17 protein-coding genes and 1 tRNA gene are annotated in these 23,681 nt (G+C 59.8%); 16 read left to right on the forward strand and 2 right to left on the reverse strand.

Features of this window, described 5'->3' with window-relative positions; all coding sequences use genetic code 11:
• Positions 1–15: 15 nt before the first annotated feature.
• Both HMPREF2749_RS07790 and HMPREF2749_RS07795 read right to left on the reverse strand, forming a co-directional pair.
• Entirely contained in the window at positions 16–1,419 is a 1,404-nt protein-coding gene (locus tag HMPREF2749_RS07790; RefSeq protein ID WP_246823517.1) for a hypothetical protein, read from the reverse strand.
• A gap of 287 nt (positions 1,420–1,706) precedes the next feature.
• Positions 1,707–2,816 (reverse strand): mannose-1-phosphate guanylyltransferase, encoded by a 1,110-nt coding sequence (locus HMPREF2749_RS07795; protein ID WP_049346824.1) that lies wholly within the window; start codon positions 2,814–2,816, stop codon positions 1,707–1,709.
• Between the two features lie 346 nt (positions 2,817–3,162).
• On the opposite strand from HMPREF2749_RS07795, the gene sdhC reads away from it, so the two are divergent.
• From sdhC to HMPREF2749_RS07875, 16 genes are all read left to right on the forward strand, one after another.
• Entirely contained in the window at positions 3,163–3,621 is a 459-nt protein-coding gene (sdhC, locus tag HMPREF2749_RS07800; protein ID WP_005506819.1) for a succinate dehydrogenase, cytochrome b556 subunit, read from the forward strand.
• A gap of 3 nt (positions 3,622–3,624) precedes the next feature.
• Positions 3,625–4,110 (forward strand): succinate dehydrogenase hydrophobic membrane anchor subunit, encoded by a 486-nt coding sequence (locus HMPREF2749_RS07805; protein WP_005506820.1) that lies wholly within the window; start codon positions 3,625–3,627, stop codon positions 4,108–4,110.
• A gap of 51 nt (positions 4,111–4,161) precedes the next feature.
• Positions 4,162–5,925, forward strand: coding sequence for a succinate dehydrogenase flavoprotein subunit (gene sdhA, locus HMPREF2749_RS07810; protein WP_005506821.1), 1,764 nt, complete (start codon positions 4,162–4,164; stop codon positions 5,923–5,925).
• 1 nt (position 5,926) lies between these two features.
• Positions 5,927–6,715 (forward strand): succinate dehydrogenase iron-sulfur subunit, encoded by a 789-nt coding sequence (locus HMPREF2749_RS07815; RefSeq protein WP_005506828.1) that lies wholly within the window; start codon positions 5,927–5,929, stop codon positions 6,713–6,715.
• Positions 6,716–6,957: 242 nt separating this feature from the next.
• A complete protein-coding gene (locus HMPREF2749_RS07820; RefSeq protein WP_070594002.1) occupies positions 6,958–8,208 on the forward strand; it encodes an amidohydrolase in 1,251 nt (416 codons plus the stop codon).
• 248 nt (positions 8,209–8,456) lie between these two features.
• Entirely contained in the window at positions 8,457–12,293 is a 3,837-nt protein-coding gene (locus HMPREF2749_RS07825; protein WP_070594004.1) for an ornithinee aminotransferase, read from the forward strand.
• A gap of 88 nt (positions 12,294–12,381) precedes the next feature.
• Entirely contained in the window at positions 12,382–13,128 is a 747-nt protein-coding gene (locus HMPREF2749_RS07830) for a nucleoside triphosphate pyrophosphohydrolase (protein WP_049346817.1), read from the forward strand.
• A gap of 371 nt (positions 13,129–13,499) precedes the next feature.
• Positions 13,500–14,780 carry a phosphopyruvate hydratase gene (eno, locus tag HMPREF2749_RS07835; RefSeq protein WP_049341512.1) on the forward strand — a complete coding sequence of 427 codons (1,281 nt, stop codon included), beginning with the start codon at positions 13,500–13,502 and terminating at the stop codon, positions 14,778–14,780.
• Positions 14,781–15,003: 223 nt separating this feature from the next.
• On the forward strand, positions 15,004–15,648 hold the full coding sequence (locus HMPREF2749_RS07840; protein ID WP_049362338.1) for a septum formation initiator family protein: 645 nt from the start codon (positions 15,004–15,006) through the stop codon (positions 15,646–15,648).
• An 84-nt stretch (positions 15,649–15,732) separates the two neighbouring features.
• The gene (locus HMPREF2749_RS07845) at positions 15,733–16,332 is read left to right on the forward strand and encodes a DUF501 domain-containing protein (RefSeq protein ID WP_049352121.1); all 600 of its coding nucleotides are present in this window, start codon (positions 15,733–15,735) and stop codon (positions 16,330–16,332) included.
• A 153-nt stretch (positions 16,333–16,485) separates the two neighbouring features.
• A complete protein-coding gene (locus tag HMPREF2749_RS07850; RefSeq protein WP_049338698.1) occupies positions 16,486–17,439 on the forward strand; it encodes a Ppx/GppA phosphatase family protein in 954 nt (317 codons plus the stop codon).
• Positions 17,440–17,502: 63 nt separating this feature from the next.
• Positions 17,503–19,119 (forward strand): S8 family peptidase, encoded by a 1,617-nt coding sequence (locus tag HMPREF2749_RS07855; RefSeq protein WP_070594005.1) that lies wholly within the window; start codon positions 17,503–17,505, stop codon positions 19,117–19,119.
• 438 nt (positions 19,120–19,557) lie between these two features.
• On the forward strand, positions 19,558–20,943 hold the full coding sequence (locus HMPREF2749_RS07860; RefSeq protein ID WP_070594006.1) for an NAD(P)/FAD-dependent oxidoreductase: 1,386 nt from the start codon (positions 19,558–19,560) through the stop codon (positions 20,941–20,943).
• 260 nt (positions 20,944–21,203) lie between these two features.
• Positions 21,204–21,277, forward strand: a tRNA-Leu gene (locus HMPREF2749_RS07865).
• A 313-nt stretch (positions 21,278–21,590) separates the two neighbouring features.
• Complete coding sequence (locus tag HMPREF2749_RS07870; protein WP_083301094.1) at positions 21,591–22,475, forward strand: Cof-type HAD-IIB family hydrolase; 885 nt, start codon at positions 21,591–21,593, stop codon at positions 22,473–22,475.
• A gap of 197 nt (positions 22,476–22,672) precedes the next feature.
• Complete coding sequence (locus tag HMPREF2749_RS07875; protein ID WP_049346804.1) at positions 22,673–23,662, forward strand: Bax inhibitor-1/YccA family protein; 990 nt, start codon at positions 22,673–22,675, stop codon at positions 23,660–23,662.
• The last annotated feature ends 19 nt before the right edge of the window (positions 23,663–23,681 follow it).

A 23,681-nucleotide genomic window follows, 5' to 3' on the forward strand; every position in this document is an offset into this window, starting at 1 on the left:
CTCAGCGTGAGAGCCCTAGTGGGAGTGGCCCTCGTGAGCCTCGCCAGACTCGTGCGCATCAGCGGAAGCCGAGGAGGAAGCAGAGCCGTGCGCTTCAGCGCCGTGTGCCTCAGCCTCAACCGGTGCAGCGTTCGAGGAAGAGACACCCAGAATCTCGTTCGGGGTCTTCGGAAGCTCCACGCTCATCAGCTCCTTCGGCGCTGCCGGGTTCGACAGAGATACCGCAATGAGCTTCTTGGTCGCCGGGTCGGTCACGTAGGCGGTCTTACCGTCCACCCACAGTGCCGGACGCTCATCCTGCCACGTCTCAGACTCGGTCCACGCCTCCATTAGCTGTACGGATTCCAGCTCAGTGCCGGTTGCCGGATCGAAGACGCGCAGCTTACCGTCGGTGGTCAGCAGCAGCGCCTCACCCTGGGGACCGCGAGCCAGCGAACGGAAGGTGTAGCTCACGCCAGAAGGCAGGGAGTAGACGGTGCGAGTTGCCGCAACGGTGTCGATAATGGAGAACTTCTCGGGGCGCTCCAGCTTAGCGTCCTTGTCGGTCTTGTAGTCCGCCAGAACGTACTGGGAGTCAGCCTTACCGGCCTGGTTACCCGAGCGCGAGTACGGGTCCTCGGGGTTGGTGATCTTGGTGAACTTGCCGTCCTTGTAGACCAGCGCGCCGTCGGTGCAACCGATGGAGAACGCGCCGTCCTTGGCGATGGCTTCACCGTGAACGCCGGGGCAGGCGGGGCTCTCGATGACGGTCTTGCCCTGTGCGTCCACAACAGCGGCGCCAGTGCGGGTCTTCGAGTCGCCAACCGCTACCAGGTACTGGTCGTTGGGCAGCGGGATTGCGAAGCCGTGGTGCGGCTGCGGCAGGGTGACGGTGGTGGTCTCCAGGGAGGAAGCGGTGCGCTTATCGTGGGTCAGCTTCGCCGGGTCGTACACGGCGAAGGAGCCGGTGCCGTCAGCGAATGCCGCGACCTTGCCGTTGTCCTTGATGACGTGACCGGTGTGGTCAGCCGCAAGAGACAGCGAGGACAGCGACGGGGACGTGGTGTAGTAGTGCGAGTGGTCGCCGTGCGCTACGGACCATACGCCGGTGTCCAGGAAGGTGTAGCTGTTACCGTCTGCAACGACGAGGTGGCGGTTATCGCCAGCGTCGGAGAGGCGCAAGAAGCCTTCCTTGGGGATGTCGGCGAGCAACTTCATATCTTTAGCGTCGTAGACGAGTACGCCGCCGTCGTAGGTGATGGCGACTCGGCTTGCCGCGCCCTTGCCTTCGGTGATGGGTGCGGGGGTTGCGCTCGCGGAGGTGGAAGCGCTGGGGCTGGTCTGTGCGTTCTGGGTGGTCTGGGAGCCGCATGCGGTCAGGGCGAGGGCGGCTACTGCGCCGAGTGCGCCGGCGCGGGTGAGGAAAAACTTACGGGTCATGTGCATGCACCAAGATTAACATGAGAATGGTTCTCTATAGAAGCTACTCCTTGGCTCATATCAGAGTCTGGAAGTGCAGTCTGCGTCGGGCCTGCAGGGCGTCCTGCGCTCTTCTCATTCGAAGGGGGATTCCTTCCCGGCCCCACTATGCGAAAGCCTTGAACCGACCCGCGAAGTGTCTCATCAGGGCATAAGAAAAACCGGCTCCCTTCTGAAAAGAAGAGAGCCGGTTTCTAGAGGTGTCTTTTGCTCGAATAGGGTTCACGTACCTACTCGGGGCTAAAAACTTAAAGGAGGTTGTTCAGGCCTCGCGCCTTGACCTCACCCACAGCGTCCTTGACAGCCTGAGCCTTGGAGCGCGGAGCGACCAACAGAGCATCGGGGGTATCCACCACAACGATGTCATCGAGACCAATGATAGAGATCTTACGGTCGGTGTTCGCAACAACAATGCCGGAGCAACCGTGGTTAATGACGTTGTCCTTCTCGCCGAGGATGGTCAGCTCTTCGCCGCTCTTCTCGGTGTTCAGGCGTGCCACGGCGTCGAAGTCTCCAACGTCGTCCCAGCTGAAGGAGCCGGGAACCATTGCAACGTCGCCTGCAGCTGCGGCAGGCTCTGCCACTGCGTAGTCAATAGCGGTCTTCGGCAGGGTCTCCCACACGCGCTCCATGACGGTCTCACGTTCGGGGGTGTCCCATGCGTTAGCAATCTCCATGATGCCCGCGTACAGCTCGGGTTCGTTCGCCTCGAGGTGCTTGAGCATCAGGGCTGCCGGTGCCACGAACATGCCTGCGTTCCAGGTGTACTCACCGGAATCCAGGTACTTCTGTGCGGTAGCGGTGTCCGGCTTCTCCACGAAGGTGTCCACCGCGTGAGCGTTGGGTGCACCCTCGATGCCCAGGGACTCGCTGGCGTGAATGTAGCCAAATGCGCTGGAGGGCTCGGTGGGGGTAATGCCGATGGTGACAATCTTGCCGGTTGCCGCGGTGATGACAGCCTCGGTCACCACGCGCTGGAACTCGTCCACCGGGCTGATGACGTGGTCAGCTGCGAAGGAGCCGATGATAGCGTCCGGTTCGCGGCGGTGGATGATGGCGCAAGCCAAGCCGATAGCTGCAGCCGAATCCTTGGGGGAGGGCTCCAGTACCAGGTCAGCGGCCCGCAGTTCAGGAATCTGCTGGGTAACCGCATTGGCGTGCGAAGTGCCGGTAACCACCATGACGGAACCGTTGCTGAGATCGATGAGACGGTCGTAGGTGTCACGCAGCAGAGAATTGCCCGACGAGGTGAGGTCGAGCAGGAACTTCGGGGCGTGCGCGCGGGACAGGGGCCACAAACGCGAGCCAACACCGCCGGCGGGAATGAGCGGGCGGAATCGAGTGAGTGCAGTATTCATCGCTTCAAGAATAGCGGGTCAATTTGTCATATATCGAATTCTTTTAGGTTTTAACAAAAAAGTGTCAGGCGGCTCTCATTTAGGCGATGTTTGAGGTTAGGTTAAGGTAAGTTCCGCACAAACACAGGGAAGTAGGCGATATGGTAATAAAAACATGCCCTAATTCACTTTTAGAACCTGTAAAAATTCCCTAAACAGGGTGTCAATAAGCTGTGAATTTACCTGATATCTTGGAAGTAACAGACGAACAAAAGCAGTCGGTGAGCACACAGCTGTGCCCGGAAGCTGAGGGTCACAATGACCCCTCAGAACCCGGAAGCTCGCCGTCGCAGCAGGAGGTTATTCAGTGTTGAATGGTTCTAAAGGAACCCTCTACCGCGGCCGCTGGGGCATGTGGTCCTGGGTTGCTCATCGCATTACCGGTATCGCGATTTTCTTCTTCCTTCTTGTACACATCCTGGATACTGCCGTCGTGCGTATCTCCCCGGAGGCCTACAACGGCGTACTGAGCCTGTACAAGAACCCCATCATGGGTCTGGGTGAGACCGCGCTTGTCGCCGCCATCGTCTACCACGCGTTCAACGGTATCCGCATTATCCTCATTGACTTCTGGGGTAAGGCAACCAACTCACACGTGGAGCACATCCAGGCGAAGAACAAGGACGGCAACGTCGAAATCAGCCAGAAGGCAACTTACACGCACATCAAGATTCTCTGGGTTGTGCTTTTCCTCTGGGCAATCACCGTTGCTGGCTTCGCAGCACGTCACCTGCCGATCGTTTTCTCGCACATGGGAGGTCACTAAACTATGGCTACTCCGCTTAAGCCCCGCACCTATGTACCCCGTCTGCGTGACAACCGCATCGACGGTGTGAAATACAACCGCTCCTCCTCCAAGCGCAACAACTTTGAGATGTTCGCTTGGCTGGGTATGCGCCTGTCCGGCGTCGTACTCGTCGTGCTGATTTTCGGTCACCTGTTCTCCAACCTCATGGTCGGCGACGGCATCCACGCCATCGACTTCGGCTTCGTGGGCGGCAAGTGGGCGAACCCCTTCTGGCAGGTCTGGGACCTGCTGCTGCTCTGGCTGGCTATGCTGCACGGTGCTAACGGCATCCGCGTCATCATCGATGACTACGCAGAGAAGGACCGCCTGCGCGTTTGGCTGAAGGTCATCCTCTTCGCAGCATGCGCATTCGTCCTGCTGGTTGGTACCCTCACCATCTTCGCGTTCGACCCCTGCCCCTCCGGCGCAGCGGCTGAACTGCTCCCCAGCTTCTGCTCGGCACGCTAACGGCGACGTATCCGAGACAAACGAAAACATCTAAAACACAGAAAGAACATCATGCAGGTACATAAGTACGATGTAGTGATCGTCGGTGCCGGCGGCGCAGGTATGCGTGCCGCCATTGAGGCCGGTCAGCGAGTTCGCACCGCGGTACTGACCAAGCTATACCCCACCCGCTCCCACACCGGTGCGGCACAGGGTGGCATGTGCGCCGCTCTGGCTAACGTTGAAGAGGACAACTGGGAGTGGCACACCTTTGACACCGTCAAGGGTGGCGACTACCTGGTTGACCAGGACGCAGCAGAAATCATGGCTAAGGAAGCTATCGACGCTGTGCTCGACCTGGAAAAGATGGGTCTTCCCTTCAACCGAACCCCCGAAGGCCGCATCGACCAGCGCCGCTTCGGTGGCCACACCCGTGACCACGGTAAGGCCGCTGTGCGCCGCGCATGCTACGCAGCTGACCGTACCGGCCACATGATTCTGCAGACCCTCTACCAGAACTGCGTTCGCCACAATGTGGAGTTCTACAACGAGTTCTACGTTCTCGACCTAATCCTGGTCAAGGACGAAGAGGGCAAGCCCCGCCCCGCCGGCGTCGTCTCCTACGACCTGGCAACCGGCGAGGTTCACGTCTTCCAGGCTAAGTCCGTGATCTTCGCATCCGGCGGTTGTGGCAAGATCTTCAAGACCACCTCCAACGCGCACACCCTCACCGGTGACGGCATGGCTATCGCACTGCGCGCAGGCCTGCCCCTGGAGGACATGGAATTCGTTCAGTTCCACCCGACCGGCCTGGCTGGCCTGGGCATTCTCGTCACCGAGGGTGCTCGTGGTGAAGGCGGTATTCTCCGTAACGCTGACGGTGAGCGCTTCATGGAGCGCTACGCACCCACCATTAAGGACCTCGCACCCCGCGATATCGTGGCACGTGCAATGGCAAACGAGGTGCGCGAAGGCCGCGGCTGCGGTCCCCACAAGGACTACGTGCTGCTGGACCTGACCCACCTGGAGCCCTCGCACATCGACGAGAAGCTGCCGGACATCACCGAGTTCGCTCGTACCTACCTGGCAGTGGAACCGCACCACCAGCCCATCCCGGTGTTCCCCACCGCGCACTACGCAATGGGCGGTATCCCCACCAACAACGAGACCGAGGTCTACCACAACAGCGAAGAGACCATCCCCGGCCTCTACGCAGCTGGTGAGGTTGCTTGTGTGTCCGTCCACGGTGCAAACCGTCTGGGCACCAACTCCCTGCTGGACATCAACGTGTTCGGTAAGCGTGCAGGCCGCAAGGCAGCAGAGTACGCAGCATCCGCTGAGTTTGTACCGGTTCCGGACGACGCAGCAGATCGCGTTCTCAACATGCTCAACGGCATCCTCGAAGGTAAGGGCACCGAGAAGGTCGGCGCTATCCGCGCAGACCTGCAGAAGGCTATGGAAGCTGACATGCAGGTGTTCCGTACCGACGAGACCATCCGCGCAGCACTGGCAACTATTGCTGAACTGGAAGAGCGCTACAAGAACATCGCCATCCAGGACAAGGGCAAGCGCTTCAACCTCGACCTGCTCGAGGCTGTTGAGCTCGGCTTCCTGATTGAGCTGGCAAAGGTCATGTCCGTTGGTGCACTGCACCGTAAGGAATCCCGTGGTGGTCACTACCGCGAGGACTTCCCCAAGCGTGACGATGTCAACTTCATGAAGCACTCGATGGTCTACCTCGACCCCGAATCCGAGTTTGAGGGTGTCAAGGGCCTGCGATTCGAAACCAAGCCCGTTGTCTACACCCGCTACGAGCCGAAGGAGCGTAAGTACTAAAATGGCTGAAAACGAACTCCCCGAACCGGAATCCGTCAAGCTGTTTGAGGGTATGACCGGCGGCGACTCCGACTCCATCCCCACGTACGATGTGGTCATCAAGATTCGTCGCTACAACCCGGAAGTTTCCTCCGAGGCGTACTGGGATGAATTCCCGCTGACCATGTACCGCACCGACCGCGTGCTGGATGCTCTGCACAAGATCAAGTGGGAAGTAGACGGCTCCGTCTCCTTCCGCCGCTCCTGCGCACACGGCATCTGTGGCTCGGACGCAATGCGCATCAACGGCCGTAACCGCCTGGCTTGCAAGACCCTGCTGAAGGACCTTGACCTGTCCAAGCCGATTACCGTTGAGCCCATCAAGGGTCTGCCCTGCGAGAAGGACCTCATTGTTGACATGGAGCCCTTCTTCCAGGCATACCGCGAAATCATGCCGTTCTTCATCAACGACTCGAACGAGCCTGAGCGTGAGCGCCTGCAGACCATTGAGGACCGTGCACGTTTCGATGACACCACCAAGTGCATCCTCTGTGCAGCATGTACCTCGTCCTGCCCGGTCTTCTGGACCGACGGTCAGTACTTCGGCCCCTCCGCTATCGTGAACGCACACCGCTTCATCTTCGACTCGCGCGATGATGCAGGCGACCTGCGTCTGGAGATCCTCAACGACAAGGAAGGCGTATGGCGTTGCCGTACCACCTTCAACTGCACCGAGGCTTGCCCCCGTGGCATCCAGATCACCAAGGCTATTGCCGAGGTGAAGCAGGCAATCCTGAGCCGCTCGCTCTAATCTGAGTACGCGGTATCAGCTGATACAGCATTGACGATTCAAGCCGTCACCCACACCGGGTGGCGGCTTGAATTGTTTGACAGAAAAGGGCTGAGGGAAATGATGGGGCAGAGCATTTTCGGGGGCTCGGGCGCGCACAAAAACTCTTCACAATCTGTCATAAAGTCATAGATATTCTCGAGGGCTGTCAGAAAGAGGGAACGGGTAGGTAAACCCCGGCGAGCGGCGTTATTCTACTGTGTATGGTTTTTGCTAATTCTCGCTACGATTTGTCCACCCCCGTCTTCGATGACTGGGTGGAGCGCATGATGGGTACCCTCGTGCAGTTCCGCCGCGAAGTGCACGCCAACCCGGAGCTTTCTTTCCGCGAGGTGGTGACCACTGAGCGCCTCATGAACCGACTGCGAGAAGCCGGCATGAATCCTGTTGCTTGCGAAGGCACCGGCTGCTACGTCGATATCGGAAGCGGTCCCTTTGCCGTGGCTCTGCGCGCCGATATTGATGCTCTGCCCATTGTTGAGCAGACCGGTCTGCCCTACGCTTCCACCGTCCCCGGCGTGATGCACGCCTGCGGTCACGATATTCACCAGACCGTTATGCTCGGTGTGGCGCTGGCACTGCACGAGCTGAACGAGAAGACCCCGCTGGGCCGTAGCGTCCGCATTCTCTTCCAGCCCGCTGAGGAGCAGCTTCCCGGCGGTGCCGTGCAGATGATTGCTCAGGGTCTGCTCAAGGACATTCCGCGTGCTTTTGCCCTGCACTGCGACCCGAAGGTGGACCTGGGTCAGATTGGTACCCGCATCGGCGCGATTACCAGCGCATCTGACACCATCAAGATTCATCTGAGCGGTCACGGCGGCCATACTTCCCGCCCGCACCTGACCGAGGACCTCATCTACGCCATGAGCCAGATTGCTGTGCAGGTTCCCGCAGTCTTGACCCGCCGTACCGACGTGCGTTCGGGCGTGCTGGTCGCCTGGGGCCAGGTCAGTGCTGGTGTTGCTCCCAACGCTATTCCCGCCGAGGGCTACCTGGCGGGCACCATGCGTTGCCTGGATGTTGAGGTTTGGCGTCAGGCAGGCAACATGCTGGATGAAGTCATCGAGCAGGTTGCCGTACCCTTCGGCGTGACCGCGCGTGTGGAGCACATCCGCGGAGTGCCCCCGGTCGTGAACACCGACCTGGAAACCACCATGCTGGAGAACGCGGCTCGCGCCGAACTGGACGAAGACTCCATTGTGCTGGTTGAGCAGTCCATGGGCGGCGAAGACTTCGCGTGGATGCTGCAGGAAGTTCCCGGCTCCATGTTCCGCCTGGGCACCCGTGCCCCCGGCGACCCCACCTACGATCTGCACCAGGGCGATTACGCCCCGAGCGAGCAGGCAATCGGCATTGGTGTGCGCGTCATGGCGGCAACTGCCCTGCGCGCCGTCCGTTTTGAGCTGGCGAAGGCTGCGAAGGCGGCGAACCCCATCCGCGATGAGGCACGCTAAAGAGCTTCTCGAAAGCTTATAAGTCAGGCTTGAAAGTACGACTATATAGCCGCATCAAGCCTTGAAAACTGTACAAGTTTCACCCCGTTACCTCTCACCGAGTAGCGGGGTGAAACTCTATGCACACGATAGAATTAAAAGGATTATGAGGACATCTGCGTCATGTTCCCGACTCCGTGCCCACACACCTGCGGGGGTTGAAGGAGATGGCGCACCATCACACGGCGCACGCCGGAGGAGGACACCCAATGAGCTTCTTTGGAATCGGCAAGAAGAAGTTGGATGAACAGTCGCGCGAAGAACAGAGCGCCGAAACCGCTAAGGCTCAGAAAGAACAGGCAAGCGAAGACGCTCCTAAGAGCGCGCGACTGAGCGAAAAGATTATGGAACAGCAGCAGTGGGAGGACTCCCTGCGCCGCTTCGTGAAGTCTGAAAGCGCACGCCACCAGAACCACGACGAAGAGCAGAATGAAGAGCACCGCGCTGTTGAGGATCTCAAGCGTGCCCTCCTGCACGGCGATGAGAAGGTTGAAGAATCTTCCGCTGCTGAGGAGCTGACCGAGGAACAGGCGGAGGAGCAGGAGCGTCGTAGCCTGCTGGCTGCGCTTGGTGCTTTCCCGCAGGAATCTGAGGAGCCTGTTGAGGTCGAGCAGAATACTGAGGACCAGGACGTTAAAGAAGAAGTCGCCCCGGTTGCTGAGGCTGCTCAGCCCGCTACCCCCGCGTTCCTGCGCGATGATGAAGAGTCCGAAGCTGAGGACGCATCTATCGAGGCGCAGGAGCCTAAGGACGTCGCAGCGGATGCACGTTCCCAGTTTGAAGAGCACCTGCGTGCTCTGCGTGCCCAGAATGTCGAAGATACTGCCGCTGAGGTCGCTGAAGCGGCTGCAGACGAGGCAGAGGGTGGCGAAGAGCTTGAGGTTGCCGACGCTGTTGTAGAAGCTACTGAGAACAAGTCTGAGAACGCTCATTCTGCATCTGCCGCTGAGGACGTATCTGCAGGTGCTGAAGACTCCCTGACCGCAGAAGACCTGAAGACTGCCCGCACCCGCGCCGCTGTCACCGAGGCACAGAACGCCGGCCTGGACGACCTGGCGGCAGCCTACGCTGCTCGCCTGGGCATCACCCTCGATAGCGAAGAGGAGACTTTCGGCGAGGTCGCCTCCGATGAGGTAATCGCTGAAGAAGCTCCCGCTGATGAGGTAGTTGCTGAGGAAGCAGAGTCCGCTGAGGCACCCGAGTCCACTGAAGCTGCTGAATCTGTCGAAGACGCTGAGGCCTCTGAGGCACCCGCACCTGTTGCTGATGCTACTGAAGACTTCGAATCCGAGGAGACCATTGACCTTACCGCAGGCGTAGAAGAGGCTGCAGAGCCTGTTGCCGCTGGTGAGGAAGAGCCGATTGAGGCTGTCGTTGAGGCACCTGAACTGCTGGCATCTGAACTTACTGAGGAAGAAGACGCGGTCTCTGATGAGACCGAGTTGCTCTCCGCTGTATCCGTTGAGGAGAAGCACGAAGCGTCCGTCTCTGAATCGCTCGAGGCTGAGGACTTCGACGCTGAAGAAGAGAACACCGCAGAGCTGATCTTTGACACTTCCGCTGTTGAAGAAAGCGCTGTTGAGGACAGCACCGCGGAAGAAACCGCTACGGAAGAGCCTGCTACCAAGATTGAGGACTCCGCGGCTGAAGGCTCCGGTTCTGAGGACGACGAGCCCGTCGAGAGCTCCTCTGTAGCTCCTGCTCTTGCCGCTGTTGCTGCACCCGTGGCTGCTGCCGCTGCTGTTGCCTCCGCCGCAAAGGCTGATAAGGCTGAGGAGAAGGCAGAAAAGGGTACCTCTCAGGGGGTCGCTCTGACCGCAGAGGCCATCGATAAGAAGGAAGCCGAGAAGCAGGAGGCTTCCGCTCGTGAAGAGTCCGCTCAGGAGCCCGCTGCAGAGTTGAAGGAAGCTGAGCAGAAGCTCAGCGAAGACGAGGCAGAGCTGGTTGCCGAGTCCATCATCCTGAGCGAGCCCGCAGAGGGTGCGGCAACCCTGCCCGCTCTCCCCAAGCAGCGTGCCCTCTATGGCCTGGCGGAGCTCATGCGCACCCGCGGTTCGGGCACCATGAGCCTGGAACTGCGCCAGGTGGATGAGGATATGCACTACCGTCTGCTGCACCGCGGTCGCGAGGTCGAAACCGGCATTGTGGTGCCCGGCATTGACTGGTTCGCACCCGTGGCGGCACTGTACACCGAGGCTCAGCAGGCCGGCGCAACCTGGAACCGTGCGGCTGTCTCTTTGAAGCCGCGCCTGGGTGACGGTCTGGAGGTTCACGCATCGTACCTGGGTGCTGTGGATGGTCAGACTATTAGCGAGAGCTTCCTGCTGGAAGGTGTCGCTGTTGAGGCTAAGCCCGTTGCGACCGCTGAGGCCGCTGAGGCTACCTCGCAGGATGAGTCTCAGGAAGCTGCTGTTCAGAGTGTTGACCCGATTGAGGCTGAACGTGAGGCTATTGAGCGTGAGCTTGAGGCTGAACTCGCTGAGAAGCAGGCTGCGAACGAGGCTGAGGCAGCTGCCGTAGCTTCTGAAGATCCTGTCGTTGAGACTGCTGAAGAGGGCGCCTCCGCGGGTCTGCTGACTGCTGCAGGTCTTGCCGCTGCTGGTACTGCAGTGGCTGGTTCTGCTGCTTCTGCGCAGGAGAAGGAAGACGTAGAGGAAGCTGTTGAAGCTTCCGACGAGCCTGTCCAGTCTGACCAGACTGAGTTTGCGCCGGTTGAGGCTGAGTTCGAGCACGATTACGAGAACGACCCGGTCTTCGGTGCGGCTACCGTAGAGCCCGAGACTGAGCAGGCTGAAGAGTCTGCCGCTGAGGCAACCGAGGTATCCGCCGAGGACTCTGATGAGCCCGGCGAAGATATGGAAGCCGCCCTGGCAGCCATCGTTGCCAACGCTCAGAAGAAGCTGGACGCTGAGGAAGCACCTGCTGAGGAAGTTTCGGCTGTCGAGGAGCAGAAGGCTGCCGCTCCCGTGGTCGCAGAGTCCTTCACCCTGGACCGCACCCAGCCCGTTGAAGAAGCTGCAGAAGAGCCGGTCGCAGAGAGCTCCGAAGAACCCGCCCTGCCCGCGTTCTTGGACGACTCTGAACTGCTGCCCGAGAAGGAAACCTCCGCCGCTTCCGCTGAAGCGCCCGCCGAGGAACCTGCCCTCGTAGACGTTGAGCCTGCCGCTGAGAGCGCATCTGTGGCACCCGGCCTGGCTGGTGCTCTTGCCGCAGCTGCCGCAGTGGGCACCGCCGGTGCCGCTGCGAAGGCTACCGGCGTTCAGGAAGAGCCCGCTGAGAAGGTCGCTGAGCTCAAGATCGTTGAGGTGACCCCCGCAGCTAAGATTGCTGAGGCTCCCGTAGCGCTTGCGCCCGCCTCCGAGGCTACCGCTCAGACTGCACCGGCAGCACCTGTAGCAGAGGCGGCACCCGCTGCGGCGACCACCCCGGTTGCCCTGCCGGAGAGCACCCCGGCAGGTATCTCCTCCAGCATCTCGGCATCCGCGCTGAGCGAGCTCAACCAGCTGCCCACCATCGTGGCTGAGCCGGACACCCCCTCCGCCGCGGTGCAGAGCCCGCTGGTTCCCTCGGAGACTCAGCTGGCAGCCGGTAACCTGGTTCTGACCGAGGCTCAGGTCGCTCAGCGTCTGGCGCCGGTCGTCGAGCACCTCTTCGGCGAGAACGGCACCGCAAAGGACGCCACTACCGTGCTGATTCGTGTACGCGCCCTCGGTTCCTACTACGACGCCCTGACCCACGTGCGCCGCAACGGCTTCTGGGAGCAGGTCCGTACCTTCGAGCTGATTCCCGAAACCCTGCTGGACATTCCGGCGCTGAAGACCGACTCGTACAGCGAGGGCGAGGGCTCGCCGCTGGCTATGAGCCTGACCTTCACCCCGGGCGTGCCGGTTCAGGCGGCATTCGATTATGCGAATGAGCAGGCGTTTGTCACCTACCCGCGTCCGTTGGATGCTGAGCGTTACGTTGAGGAGCTGCGTATGTTCCCGCGTTTGGGTTCGAAGATCCCGGCTCATATGACGAGCGCGCTTTCGCACTGGAACCTCTAAAACCTTGTAAGGTGTGCCGCGCCGGCTCCCCGTGTGGGGGTCGGCGCGGCGCGCTATGTTTGTCATTTTTTCGATGAGGAAGATTGTTATGACTGATACCTCTAATACTCCTGAGGCTTCTGCGGCGCAGAACGTTCAGGACACTGCCGCCCGCGCGGCTGAAGCCTTCGGCACCCTGGTGGAAACCATGGCGCTGCTGCGCGCACCGGGCGGTTGCCCGTGGGATGCTGAGCAGACTCACGCCTCCCTAATCCGCTACCTGGTGGAGGAAGCCTACGAGGTTGTCGAGGCGGTAGAAACCGGCGGCGAGCCGAATATGCCGCTGCTGCGTGAGGAGCTGGGCGACGTGCTGCTACAGGTGGTGTTCCACTCTGATATTGCTGCGGCAAACCCGCAGGGCTTCGACATCGTGCAGGTGGTTGAGGGCCTTGTGCAGAAGCTTCGTTCGCGCCACCCCGATGTGTTTGCGGCTGAGTCTGAGGGCTCTTCGGAGGCGCCTCGCACCGCGGCTGAGCAGCAGGCGGCGTGGGATGCGTTGAAGAAGAAGGAGAAGAGCGACCGTGGCGCGCTGGATGGTATTCCACCGCATCTGCCGGCGCTCGCTATGGCTGAGAAGACTGCTGTGAAGGCACGTAAGGCGGGTATTATTCTGCCGCCGGAGCCCACGAGCATGGAGGACGACCTGCGCTATATGCACACTGAAGAGGAATTCGGCGAGCTGCTCTTTGCGTTGGTGAGCCGCGCACAGCGTAATGGTTTGGATCCGGAGCGTGCCCTGCGTTCGTACACTCGTCGCTATATTGCTCAGCATACGCATGATGAGCCGAGCTATTAGAAACGCTGGTTGAGTTCTTCTGTGAGACGCTTTGAAATCTGTTCTCTGAGGGAATGAAAGGTTTCAAAGCGCCTTCTGTTTGTTTGGGGTTGTGTTGGGCAACCGTGAGGATGCTCGTGGCACATACCCCGGCATTTGGGCTCATGTTGTGCTTTGGGGGAGTACCCACACCCTCACAATGTGGGGGAGTGTGGGTCTTGTTCCGCTTTGTAGCGCCTGACTAAGGGTTATTGAGACCTTCATTAAGGCAATAAAAAAGCGGTGGCAACTAGTGTGTTTGTGTGGGAGTTTTGCTAGAATTTAGGGGACGCGACTTGTCCACTACCGGGTGAGCCGTTCACATCCTTGACATCTCATAAGGAGAACAATTCATGGCTGTTATTACCGCAGTTCACGCACGCCAGATCCTGGATTCCCGTGGCAACCCGACCGTTGAGGTTGAGGTTCTGCTCGAAGACGGTGCTTTCGCACGCGCAGCTGTGCCCTCGGGCGCATCCACCGGTGAGTGGGAAGCTGTTGAGCGCCGCGACGGCGACAAGTCCGTATACCTGGGCAAGGGCGTTCTGGGCGCAGTGAAGTCTGTTATCGAAGAAATCGCTGAAGAGGTCATCGGCATTGAGGCTTCCGACCAGCGCGCTGTTGACGCAGCCATGATTGCTCTGGATGCAACTAACAACAAGGGCAAGCTGGGCGCAAACGCAATCCTGGGTGTCTCCCTGGCTGTTGCTAAGGCTGCTGCTGAGTCCGCTGACCTGCCCCTGTACAAGTACCTCGGCGGCCCGAACGCTCACGTTCTGCCCGTCCCCATGATGAACATCCTCAACGGTGGTTCTCACGCAGACTCCAACGTTGACATCCAGGAGTTCATGATTGCTCCCATCGGCTTCGACAACTACTCTGACGCTCTGCGCGCAGGTGTTGAGGTTTACCACTCCCTGAAGTCCGTGCTGCACGACCGCGGCCTGGCAACCGGCCTGGGCGACGAGGGTGGTTTCGCACCCAACCTGGAGTCCAACGCAGCTGCACTGGACCTGATCGTTGAGGCAATCGAGAAGGCTGGCTACAAGCCGGGCGAGCAGGTTGCACTGGCACTGGACGTTGCATCCTCCGAGTTCTACAACGACGGTGCATACGAGTTCGAGGGCCAGAAGAAGTCCGCAGCTGAGATGAGCGCATACTACGCTGACCTCGTTGCAAAGTACCCCCTGGTTTCCATCGAGGATCCCCTGGATGAGAACGACTGGGAGGGCTACAAGACCCTGACCGAGCAGATCGGCGACAAGGTCCAGATTGTCGGTGACGACCTGTTCGTGACCAACCCCGAGCGTCTGGCTCGCGGTATCGAAGAGGGCGCAGCTAACGCTCTGCTCGTGAAGGTGAACCAGATCGGTTCGCTGACCGAGACCCTGGATGCAATGGAGCTGGCACAGCGCCACGAGTACCGTTGCATGGTTTCTCACCGTTCCGGTGAGACCGAGGACGTCACCATCGCTGACCTGGCTGTTGCAACCAACGCTGGCCAGATCAAGACCGGTGCTCCCGCACGTTCCGAGCGCGTTGCTAAGTACAACCAGCTGCTGCGCATTGAGGAGGAGCTGGGCGACGCAGCTGTTTACGCTGGCAAGTCCGCATTCCCCCGCTTCAAGGCATAAGTTACTGAAGCATCCGACCGCGTGAGCGGTTAGACGTCAAGGAGGCGGTGCTACCCCGTAGGGGAGTGGCACCGCCTCCTTCTCTGTGCGCGATCTATCAGCTCAGGTATGCCGTGGCAGGGTAGAATGTATCGCTTGCAACATAGAGCTGGGGAAGCCCTCCGAACCCGGTAGAATATGAAGGAAGCGTTTAGCGGCACAGAACGGAACGAGGGATAGAGCAATGAGCCAGCGAGCAAACCAGCAGACCCGGTCGCACTCTACGAGTTCCACTGCACCCGCTCAGGGCGCTACCGCCTCCGATGCGCCGCGTGGCGCCGCTAAGGAAGCCCGCACCTCCCTGATGAAAAAGGCTAGTGCCCTTTTCTTCGGCGTGGGCTTGAACCAGCGCCACCCCGAGCGTGAACGTCAGGCGCAGGCTCGCCGTGAGGAGCGTGCCCGCCGCCGCGCCGCAGCCCAGCAGGGCAGTGAAGAAGGCGGATACGATGCCCCCGTGGCGGCTCATATGTTCTCCGGTCGTAGCTTCCTGACCGCTGTTGTGGTGGGCGTGATTGCGCTCGGTACCGCATACCCGGTGGTCACCTACATTGACCAGGACCGGGAAATCAAGCAGATCAACACGCACATTTCCCAGCTGCAACAGGAGAACGCCCAGCTGAAGGCGGAGCAGACCTGGTGGAACGACGACAACTACGTTCGTCAGCAGGCACGTAGCCGCCTCTACTATGTGAACCCCGGCGACACCCCCTACGTGGTCACCGGCATTACCGAGGACTCCACGAAGGCGGACGGTACTTCTGCGAACGCGAAGAACGCCCCCGAGGAAGCCTGGACCACGAAGGTTTGGAATTCTCTCGAGAAGAACTAGCCCCAGCCACCGGCAGGAACCCTGCCTTGGCAAGCACCCGGCACAAGCGGACGAGGTGACCCCTCGTTCCAGGAACTTAGGATTATGAGCACCGAAAACACCATTGAAGAGCTGAAGGCACGCACCCCCGGCGGCTTCGGCGTAACTGTTGAAACCCTGACCCCCACCGAGCAGGACATCCGCGTTCTCTCCGCGCAGCTGGGCCGTAAGGTCCGCGACGTGGTTGAGATTCCGGCACGCTGCGTGTGCGGTAACCCGCTTGTGGCTGCGACCGCGCCGCGCCTGAGCAACGGCACCCCCTTCCCGACCGTGTTCTACCTGGCGCATCCGGTGATTACCGCTGCGGCTTCCCGTCTGGAGGCGGGCGGCCTGATGTACGAGATGACCGACTCGCTGGCTGAGGACGCCGACTTGGCGGCACAGTACGCTGCCGCACACGAGAACTACCTGGCTGAGCGTGAGCGCATCCGCCTGATCAGCGGCACCGAAGAGGTCCCGGAGATTGACGGTATCTCTGCCGGCGGTATGCCGACCCGCGTGAAGTGCCTGCACGCTGTTATCGGCCACACTCTGTCGGTGGGTCGCGGCGTGAACCCGATGGGTGACCGCGGCCTGGACGCTATCGCCGAGTGGTGGACCCCCGAGGTCTGCTCCTGCGACCCCGCGTGGCGTGAAGAAGCCTAAATATTGATTCTGGTGCGCCCGCATCGTCTTGAAGGACGGTGCGGGCGCATAATAGATAGAAGAAAGAGCGCCGAAAAGCGAAAATTTTTCGCCTACGGCGCTCGCGTTGCCTTTTGGCACTGATTGGTATTGAAGACCTGAAAGGAACCCACCGTGCGCGTTGGAGCGATTGACTGCGGTACGAACTCTATTCGCCTGCTGATTGCTGATTCCACTACTGAGGTGGTGGACGGGGTCGAGAAGACCGTCCTGAAGGACGTTGTGCGTGAGATGCGCATTGTGCGTCTGGGTCAGGGTGTGGACGCGACCGGCTGGCTGGCGCAGGAGGCGCTGGACCGTACTTTCGCTGCGGCTCGTGAGTACGCGCAGTTGCTGAAGGAGCACGGCGCTGATTCGGTACGTTTTGTGGCGACCAGTGCGACTCGCGATGCGGGTAACCGTCAGGTGTTTGTGGACGGTATCCGCGAGATTTTGGGTATTGAGCCCGAGGTTATCAGCGGTGATGAGGAAGCTGCTCTGTCCTTTGCTGGTGCGGTGCGCGCTGTCGGTTACGGTGATGGCGATACCCTGGTGTTCGACCTGGGTGGCGGTTCGACTGAGTTCGTGCTCGGTGACGAGTCGGGTGTGAAGGCTTCCCGCAGCGTCAATATTGGTTGTGTGCGTCTGACTGAGCGTCACATGATGAGCGCCCCGTCGACTGACTCGCAGATTGCCCGTGTTGAGGCTGATACTGACGAGGCTCTCGAGGTGGCTCGTAAGACTGTGCCCCTGCAGGATGCACGCCGTGTGGTGGCTGTGGCTGGCACCGCGACCACTGTGGCTGCCGCTGCGCTGGGTCTGGACCGCTACGATTCTGAGGCTATTAACGCTCAAAGCTTCTCCGTAGAGACCGTTCAGAAGACCGCCCGCTGGTTGGCTTCGCTGAGCCGAGCCGAGCGTGAGGAGCTCGGCTACATGCACCCCGGCCGGGTGGATGTGATTGGTGCCGGCGCGACGATTTACGCTCGCATCCTGACCCGTCTGAATGAGATGACTGATGGTGCCGTGGATTCGGTGACCGTCAGCGAGCACGACATTCTGGACGGTATCGCTCTGTCCCAGCTGTAGGCTTGAGCGCTCGCGCCGTGAACCGATGGTGGTTCGCGGCGCGGCTCAGCTTGAGGAGTTTTAATGTTCCATTCTGAGCGTCGGCGAGGTATGCCCCTGCCCGGCTGGTCTGTTGCGCCGTCTTTCGCCTGTGCGTCTCGTGTATTTGGTGTGCGCGCTTCGGTTGGTTCTGACCGAGGCGCTACTCGCCGCATCCCTAAGGTTGCAGCTTTGGGCGCTAGTGCCGCGTTGACTCTTCTGCCGTTGTGGACTCCGCTGGCGCCTGCCGCTTGGGCGACTGACCCGACGCCTTCTGCTTCTGCGTCGCCGAGCCCTAAGAGGGAGGTGACGGCGACTCCTTCGCCGTCGGGTACTGCGGTGCCAAAGACTTCTGCGACTCCGAGTCAGGGCGCGTCAACCACGAATGGTGATGATGTCCGTCAGCGTGAGTACTGGCTGAAGGAGTACGGCATTACGTCCTTGTGGTCGCAGGCTACGGGTAAGGGCGTGACGGTTGCTGTGATTGATACGGGCGTGGACGGTACCCACCCGGATCTTGAGGGTAATGTTCTGCGCGGTTATGACGCCTCGGGTGTTGGTAGCGAGGACGGCTGGAAGGGCCTGGGCGCTGAGCCGATGCACGGCACGGAGGTCGCTTCTCTGATCGCCGGTCACGGTCACGATACGCGGGGCTATTCTGCAATTGCAGGTCAGCCGGGTAAGCCGACCGGTGTGATTGGTGTAGCTCCCGATGCGAAGATTCTGCCGATTTCGCTGAATATGGGTACGACCGGCGGTAAGAGCATTGATGAGCAGATCCCGGCGGCGGTGCGTTACGCGGTCGATAATGGGGCTCAGATTATTAACATGTCCATTGGCTCGAATAAGACGAGCTGGCCGCAGAGCTGGGATGAGGCGTTTGCCTACGCTGAGCAGAAGGGCGTGCTGATTGTTGCGGCTGCGGGTAACCGCGGTAGCGGCTTGACGCAGGTTGGTGCTCCGGCGACGATTCCTGGCGTGCTGACCGTGGGCGGTATTGACCGGAAGAAGGCTGTTGCTGAAGGGTCGTCGACTCAGGGCATTTCGATTGCTGTGGTTGCTCCGAGTACGGATATGATTGCGGCTGCTCCGGGTAACGGGTACATGATTTGGTCTGGTTCTTCGGCTGCTGCCCCGCTGGTGACGGGTGTTGCGGCGTTGTTGAAGCAGAAGTATCCGAAGGAGTCTGCGGCTCAGCTGGCTCAGCGTTTGATTGCTTCGGCTGATGATGCTGGTGCGACGGGCCGTGACCCTTTGTATGGTTACGGTATTTTCAATCCGCAGGATGCGATGGCTTTGGCGGCGCCTACGGTGACGGCTAATCCGTTGGGTTCGATTTCTGAGTGGATTGCTGTGCACCGTAAGCAGCAGGTGAGCGATCCGACTCCTAGCGATGCTGCGCCGGTCCATGAGGAGGGTGAGAGCATTGTGAAGGCGGCTGCGCCGGATGCGCGTCGCCCTCCGGAGGATCGTGGCTGGTTGCCGCCGGTGATTTTGGCGGCTTTGACGCTGTGGCTGACGATTATTACGGCTGGTTCGGTGCATCGTTTGCACAGGCTGCATGTAAGTGCGGGTGAGGCTGCGCGGATGGCTCGTGCGGCGGCGCATCATCCGGGTTCTCATCAGGGTTCACGTCGGGGCGCTCGCCGGACCTCTCGTTAGCATCGTTTGATTGCGTTTTTCTGTTCGCCCGGGGCTGACTTTTGAGTTAGTCCCGGGCTTTGTGATGCGGGGGCTGGCTTTCGACGGGGGAACACCCCAATAAACGAAAATATCGAACATACCGCGCAAAAAACGGAAAGAGTGATTTAGACCGTAATCCACATCACGAGATGAACCCTGTTCATATCTTCAAAACTTTTAACTTAGGGTCAGCTCAAAGGGGCCATAAGTGCGAAATCACCTAAACAAAGGCGTAAAATAAAAGACAACAGGTATGTGATAGACAGGCTCGTGCTGCTAGCCACTTCGCGTTGCGCAAGGACTTCCAGAGCGAGCCGCTTTGTTCGTCAGGGGAGCTTTCGGAACGAGCCGAAAGTTGCACATATCAACCTACCGGGGCTACCGAACCTCGGTACCTAAAGACTAGGAAGTAACAAAATGGCATTCACTAAGGTGGCACAGGACCGTCCTCGCGTCCTGATCGTCGGTGGCGGCTACGTCGGCTTCACCGTTGCTAAGAAGATTCAGAAGGCTATCAAGGAGACCGGTGGCGTCGTCACCATCGTTGAGCCGAACCCCTACATGACTTACCAGCCCTTCCTCCCCGAGGTTGCAGCAGGTTCCATGGAAGGCCGTAACGCAACTGTGCCGCTGCGCCAGCACCTGCGCGACACCGAGCTGATCCCCGGCCGCGTTGTCTCCATCGACCACGCAAACCGCACCGCTGTTGTTGAGCCCACCGACAACGGTGAGCCCTTCGAGCTGAAGTACGACGAGATTGTTCTCGGCGCAGGCGCTGTGACCCGCGCGTTCCCGATTCCGGGTCTGGCAGAGGTCGCTATCGGTCTGAAGACCATTGAAGAGGCAGTCTCCGTTCGTAACTGGGTTCTGGACCGCATCGAGGTTGCATCCATGCTGTCCGACGCTGAGGCACGCCGCCGCGCCCTGACCTTCGTTGTTGTTGGTGGTGGCTTCGCTGGTGTTGAGACCATCTCCGAGCTCGAAGACATGGCACGCGTTGCTGTTGAGCGCAACGAGCGTCTTTCCGTTTCTGACCTGCACTTCGTCATGATTGAGGCTGCACCGCGCATCATGCCCGAGGTTCCCGCAGACCGTGCAGAGAAGGTCGTTGCAGAGCTGCGTGCGCGCGGCATCGAAATCCTGCTGAACACCTCCCTCTCCGACGCAACCGACGGTAACCTGCAGCTGATTAACATGGCTGACAAGTCCCCCGCAGGCGAGATCAAGACCGACACCCTGATCTGGACCGCAGGCGTGGCAGCATCCCCGATGCTGAAGAACACCGACTTCCCGATTGACGAGCGTGGCCGCGTTCGCGTGAGCGCAGACCTGCGCGTCACCGGCGACGACGGCGTGGTTGAGGGTGCTTGGGCTGCAGGCGACAACGCAGCTGTTCCGGATCTCTCCGGTGGCGGCGTGGGCGGCTTCTGCGTTCCCAACGCTCAGCACGCTTCCCGCCAGGCTGTTGTTCTGGCTAAGAACCTGCTGGCTGCTCGCCGCGGCGAGCCCCTGACCGACTACTACCACGAGACCATTGGTGTTGTGGCAGGTCTGGGCCTGTGGAAGGGCGTTGCAAACTTCAAGGGCAAGACCATTGGCGGCCCGCTGGCATGGATCATGCACCGCGGCTACCACGGCTCTGCAATCCCCACCACCGAGCGTACCGTTCGCGTTATGACCACCTGGGCTCTGAACCAGATCTTCGGTCGCGACACCTCCTCGATTCGCCACCAGCGTTCCCCGCGCCTGGCATTCCAGGAAGCAACCGGTACTGCACCGGCACGCCAGAAGGCAAAGCTCTAAAATAGCCTGACTTAGGGGTACGCCCCTGGGATAGCGCATTTGAGATAAAAGCAATGGGCGGTGCGGAAGACTTTGGTCTTCCGCACCGCCTATTTTGCGCCTGGATGCTTGCGAGCTGTCTAGCTTAGCTCCCCACCAGCGCTTTTGCGTGATGCTTGCTGCGGTGGGGTGCGGGGAACTGTTTGAAATGTGTCTCTGCTTAGATTCGGGTGCGTTTTCGTGGAATAATAAATATTTGTGTCCCGGACTGTTCGGGATACGCCCTCATAGTCCAATTGGCAGAGACAGAGGACTTAAAATCCTTGTGTTCTGGGTTCGAGTCCCAGTGGGGGCACTGCATAGACACGCGTAGATGCGCGGTATAGATAGGCGGCGGCTCTTCCCGTAGGGGAGGAGTCGCCGCTCGCGTGTTTGAAGGTTTACATGTCTGGGTTTTTTTTGGGGGGGGGTAAAAGACGATGCCCCCGACCAGTTCGGTTGCCATGGGGATGCCCACCTGCTCGAAGGAAGCGATGGTACCCGTGGGCTCCACTCTCAAAAACGCCCGCATACCGTCTTCCGGAGCTCAAAAACGTGAGACCCTAGAAGAGACGCAGCCACAGATGCACCCCAGCCTGAATGGGGCAGCAGAGTCAGAAAGGCACAGCATGCAGACTATACCCTCCATCATTGCTGTCGATATGGACGGCACCTTCCTCACCGACTCCAAAACTTTCGACACCGAACGTTTCTCGCGCATCCTATCCCGCCTGCAGGCGCAGGGAATTCACTTTGTTGTGGCGAGCGGAAACACCTACGCCAAGCTGCAGGACTATATGCGTGGCTTTGAAGGACGAGGTCTTATCTATATCGCTGAAAACGGTGCATACCTTGCTGATGAGAATGGCAAGCTTGCCGTGCATCCCTTTGAAGAAGAGGACGTGCCGCGCATTATTGAGGTAGTGCAGGGATTGGATCAGATCGGTCTGCTGGTTTGCACCACCGAAGGTATCTACCTGCCCAAGGACCGTTGCGACCAGATTGTGCACATGATTCGCGGCTATTTTGAAGACACCGGTCAGGAGCTTCCCGAAACCCTCACGTTGGAGGACTTTGCGGCGTTCTTCTTCCCCGGCTCGGTCATGGTTGACTCTATTGGGGATTTTGAGGGTGCACCCATTAAGTTCCCGCTGTTGACTCCGCCTAAGCAGACGCAGCAGTTGAGCGTTTACCTGCGTGAGGTTCTTCCGCAGACCGTCACTCCGATGGTTAGCGGCTTCGGTGCCATTGATCTGGTGCGTACCGGTGTCAATAAGGCGACCGGTCTGGAGGACCTGTGCGAGCGTCTGGATGCTGATCCGGCGGGCATTCTTGCCTTCGGTGACGGTGAGAACGACATGGAAATGCTCCGCTACGCGGGCTGGGGTGTTGCCATGTCTAATGCCCCGGAGGTTGTGCGAAATGCTGCTGATGAGGTGATTGGCTCGAACGAGGAACAGGCAGTTCTGGAGTATCTGGAACAGCTCCTGGACCGTTTGGAAGCTTCGCACTAGACGCTTCACAAAGAGACGCGCAGAAGCCTTTGCATGCGGGGCGGCGCGGGCCTGGGTGAACCTCAGGTAAACACCGCCCTGAAATATTCTGGCAAGGTCGCTAGAAGCCCATGCTGGTAACGAACAGCGCCCGTGAGCACAGAATCTATCCGATATAATTAACAGAATTAGTTTTGTACCCGTTTAAGGAGAGAAAGATGGCGGGAAACCCGCTTCTGAATTCAATGACGAAGAATGTCACTCAGGGTGACTCTCGTTTCGGTCGTTTTGGTGCGCAGCCGCAGCAGACCAGCCAGCAGGCGCAGTACGGTCAGCAGGCACAGTACGGTCAGCAGCAGACCTATGGCCAGTACGGTCAGCAGTATGATCAGCAGGGCTACGGCCAGAACACCTACGGCCAGCAGCCCTATGGCCAGCAGTATGGTCAGCCCCAGTACGGTCAGCAGGCACAGTACGGCCAGCCGTACGGTGAGGCTGACTACGGCGTAGCAGCCCCCACCTACTCGGAGCCCATCCCCGCCGGTGAGCGCCTGACCATGAACGATGTCTTGGTTAAGACCGGTATCAACCTGGGCCTGGTCGCTGTCGGTGCCGCTGTTGCATGGAATGCACCGGTGCTGCTGCTCCTGGGCATGGTTGGCGGTCTGGTCCTGGGTCTGGTGAACTCCTTCAAGAAGAAGGTTTCCCCGATTCTGGTCATGACCTACGCGCTCATGGAAGGTCTGCTACTCGGTGGTCTGTCCGCTGTTGTGGATATGCGCTACCCCGGCGTGGCAGTTCAGGCGGTTCTGGCAACCCTCGTGGTTGCGGGTGTGACCCTGGCTCTCTTCGCCAACGGCAAGATTCGCACCACCCCCAAGCTGAATAAGATTTTCATGATTGGTGCGCTCAGCTACCTGGGTTACGGCCTGGTGTCCATGCTGACCGCGGGTATCTTCGGTTCCTCGCTGAACAGCTTCTCTATTGGTGGTATTCCGCTGGGCCTGGTGGTTGGTCTGTTCGCTGTTGCGCTGGCAACCTACTCGCTGCTGCTGGACTTCACCACCACCTCCGAGGCTGTGGAGGCTGGCCTGCCCGAGCGTGAGTCTTGGCGCCTTGCTTTCGGCCTGACCGCTTCTCTGGTCTGGCTGTATGTTGAGATCCTGCGTGTTCTCATGTACCTGGCAAGCATCTTTAGAAACGACTAAAGCTCACTTTGAGGCGGCG

It is taken from the genome of Rothia sp. HMSC075F09 (genome assembly GCF_001810515.1).
In the GTDB taxonomy this organism is placed as follows: Bacteria; Actinomycetota; Actinomycetes; order Actinomycetales; family Micrococcaceae; genus Rothia.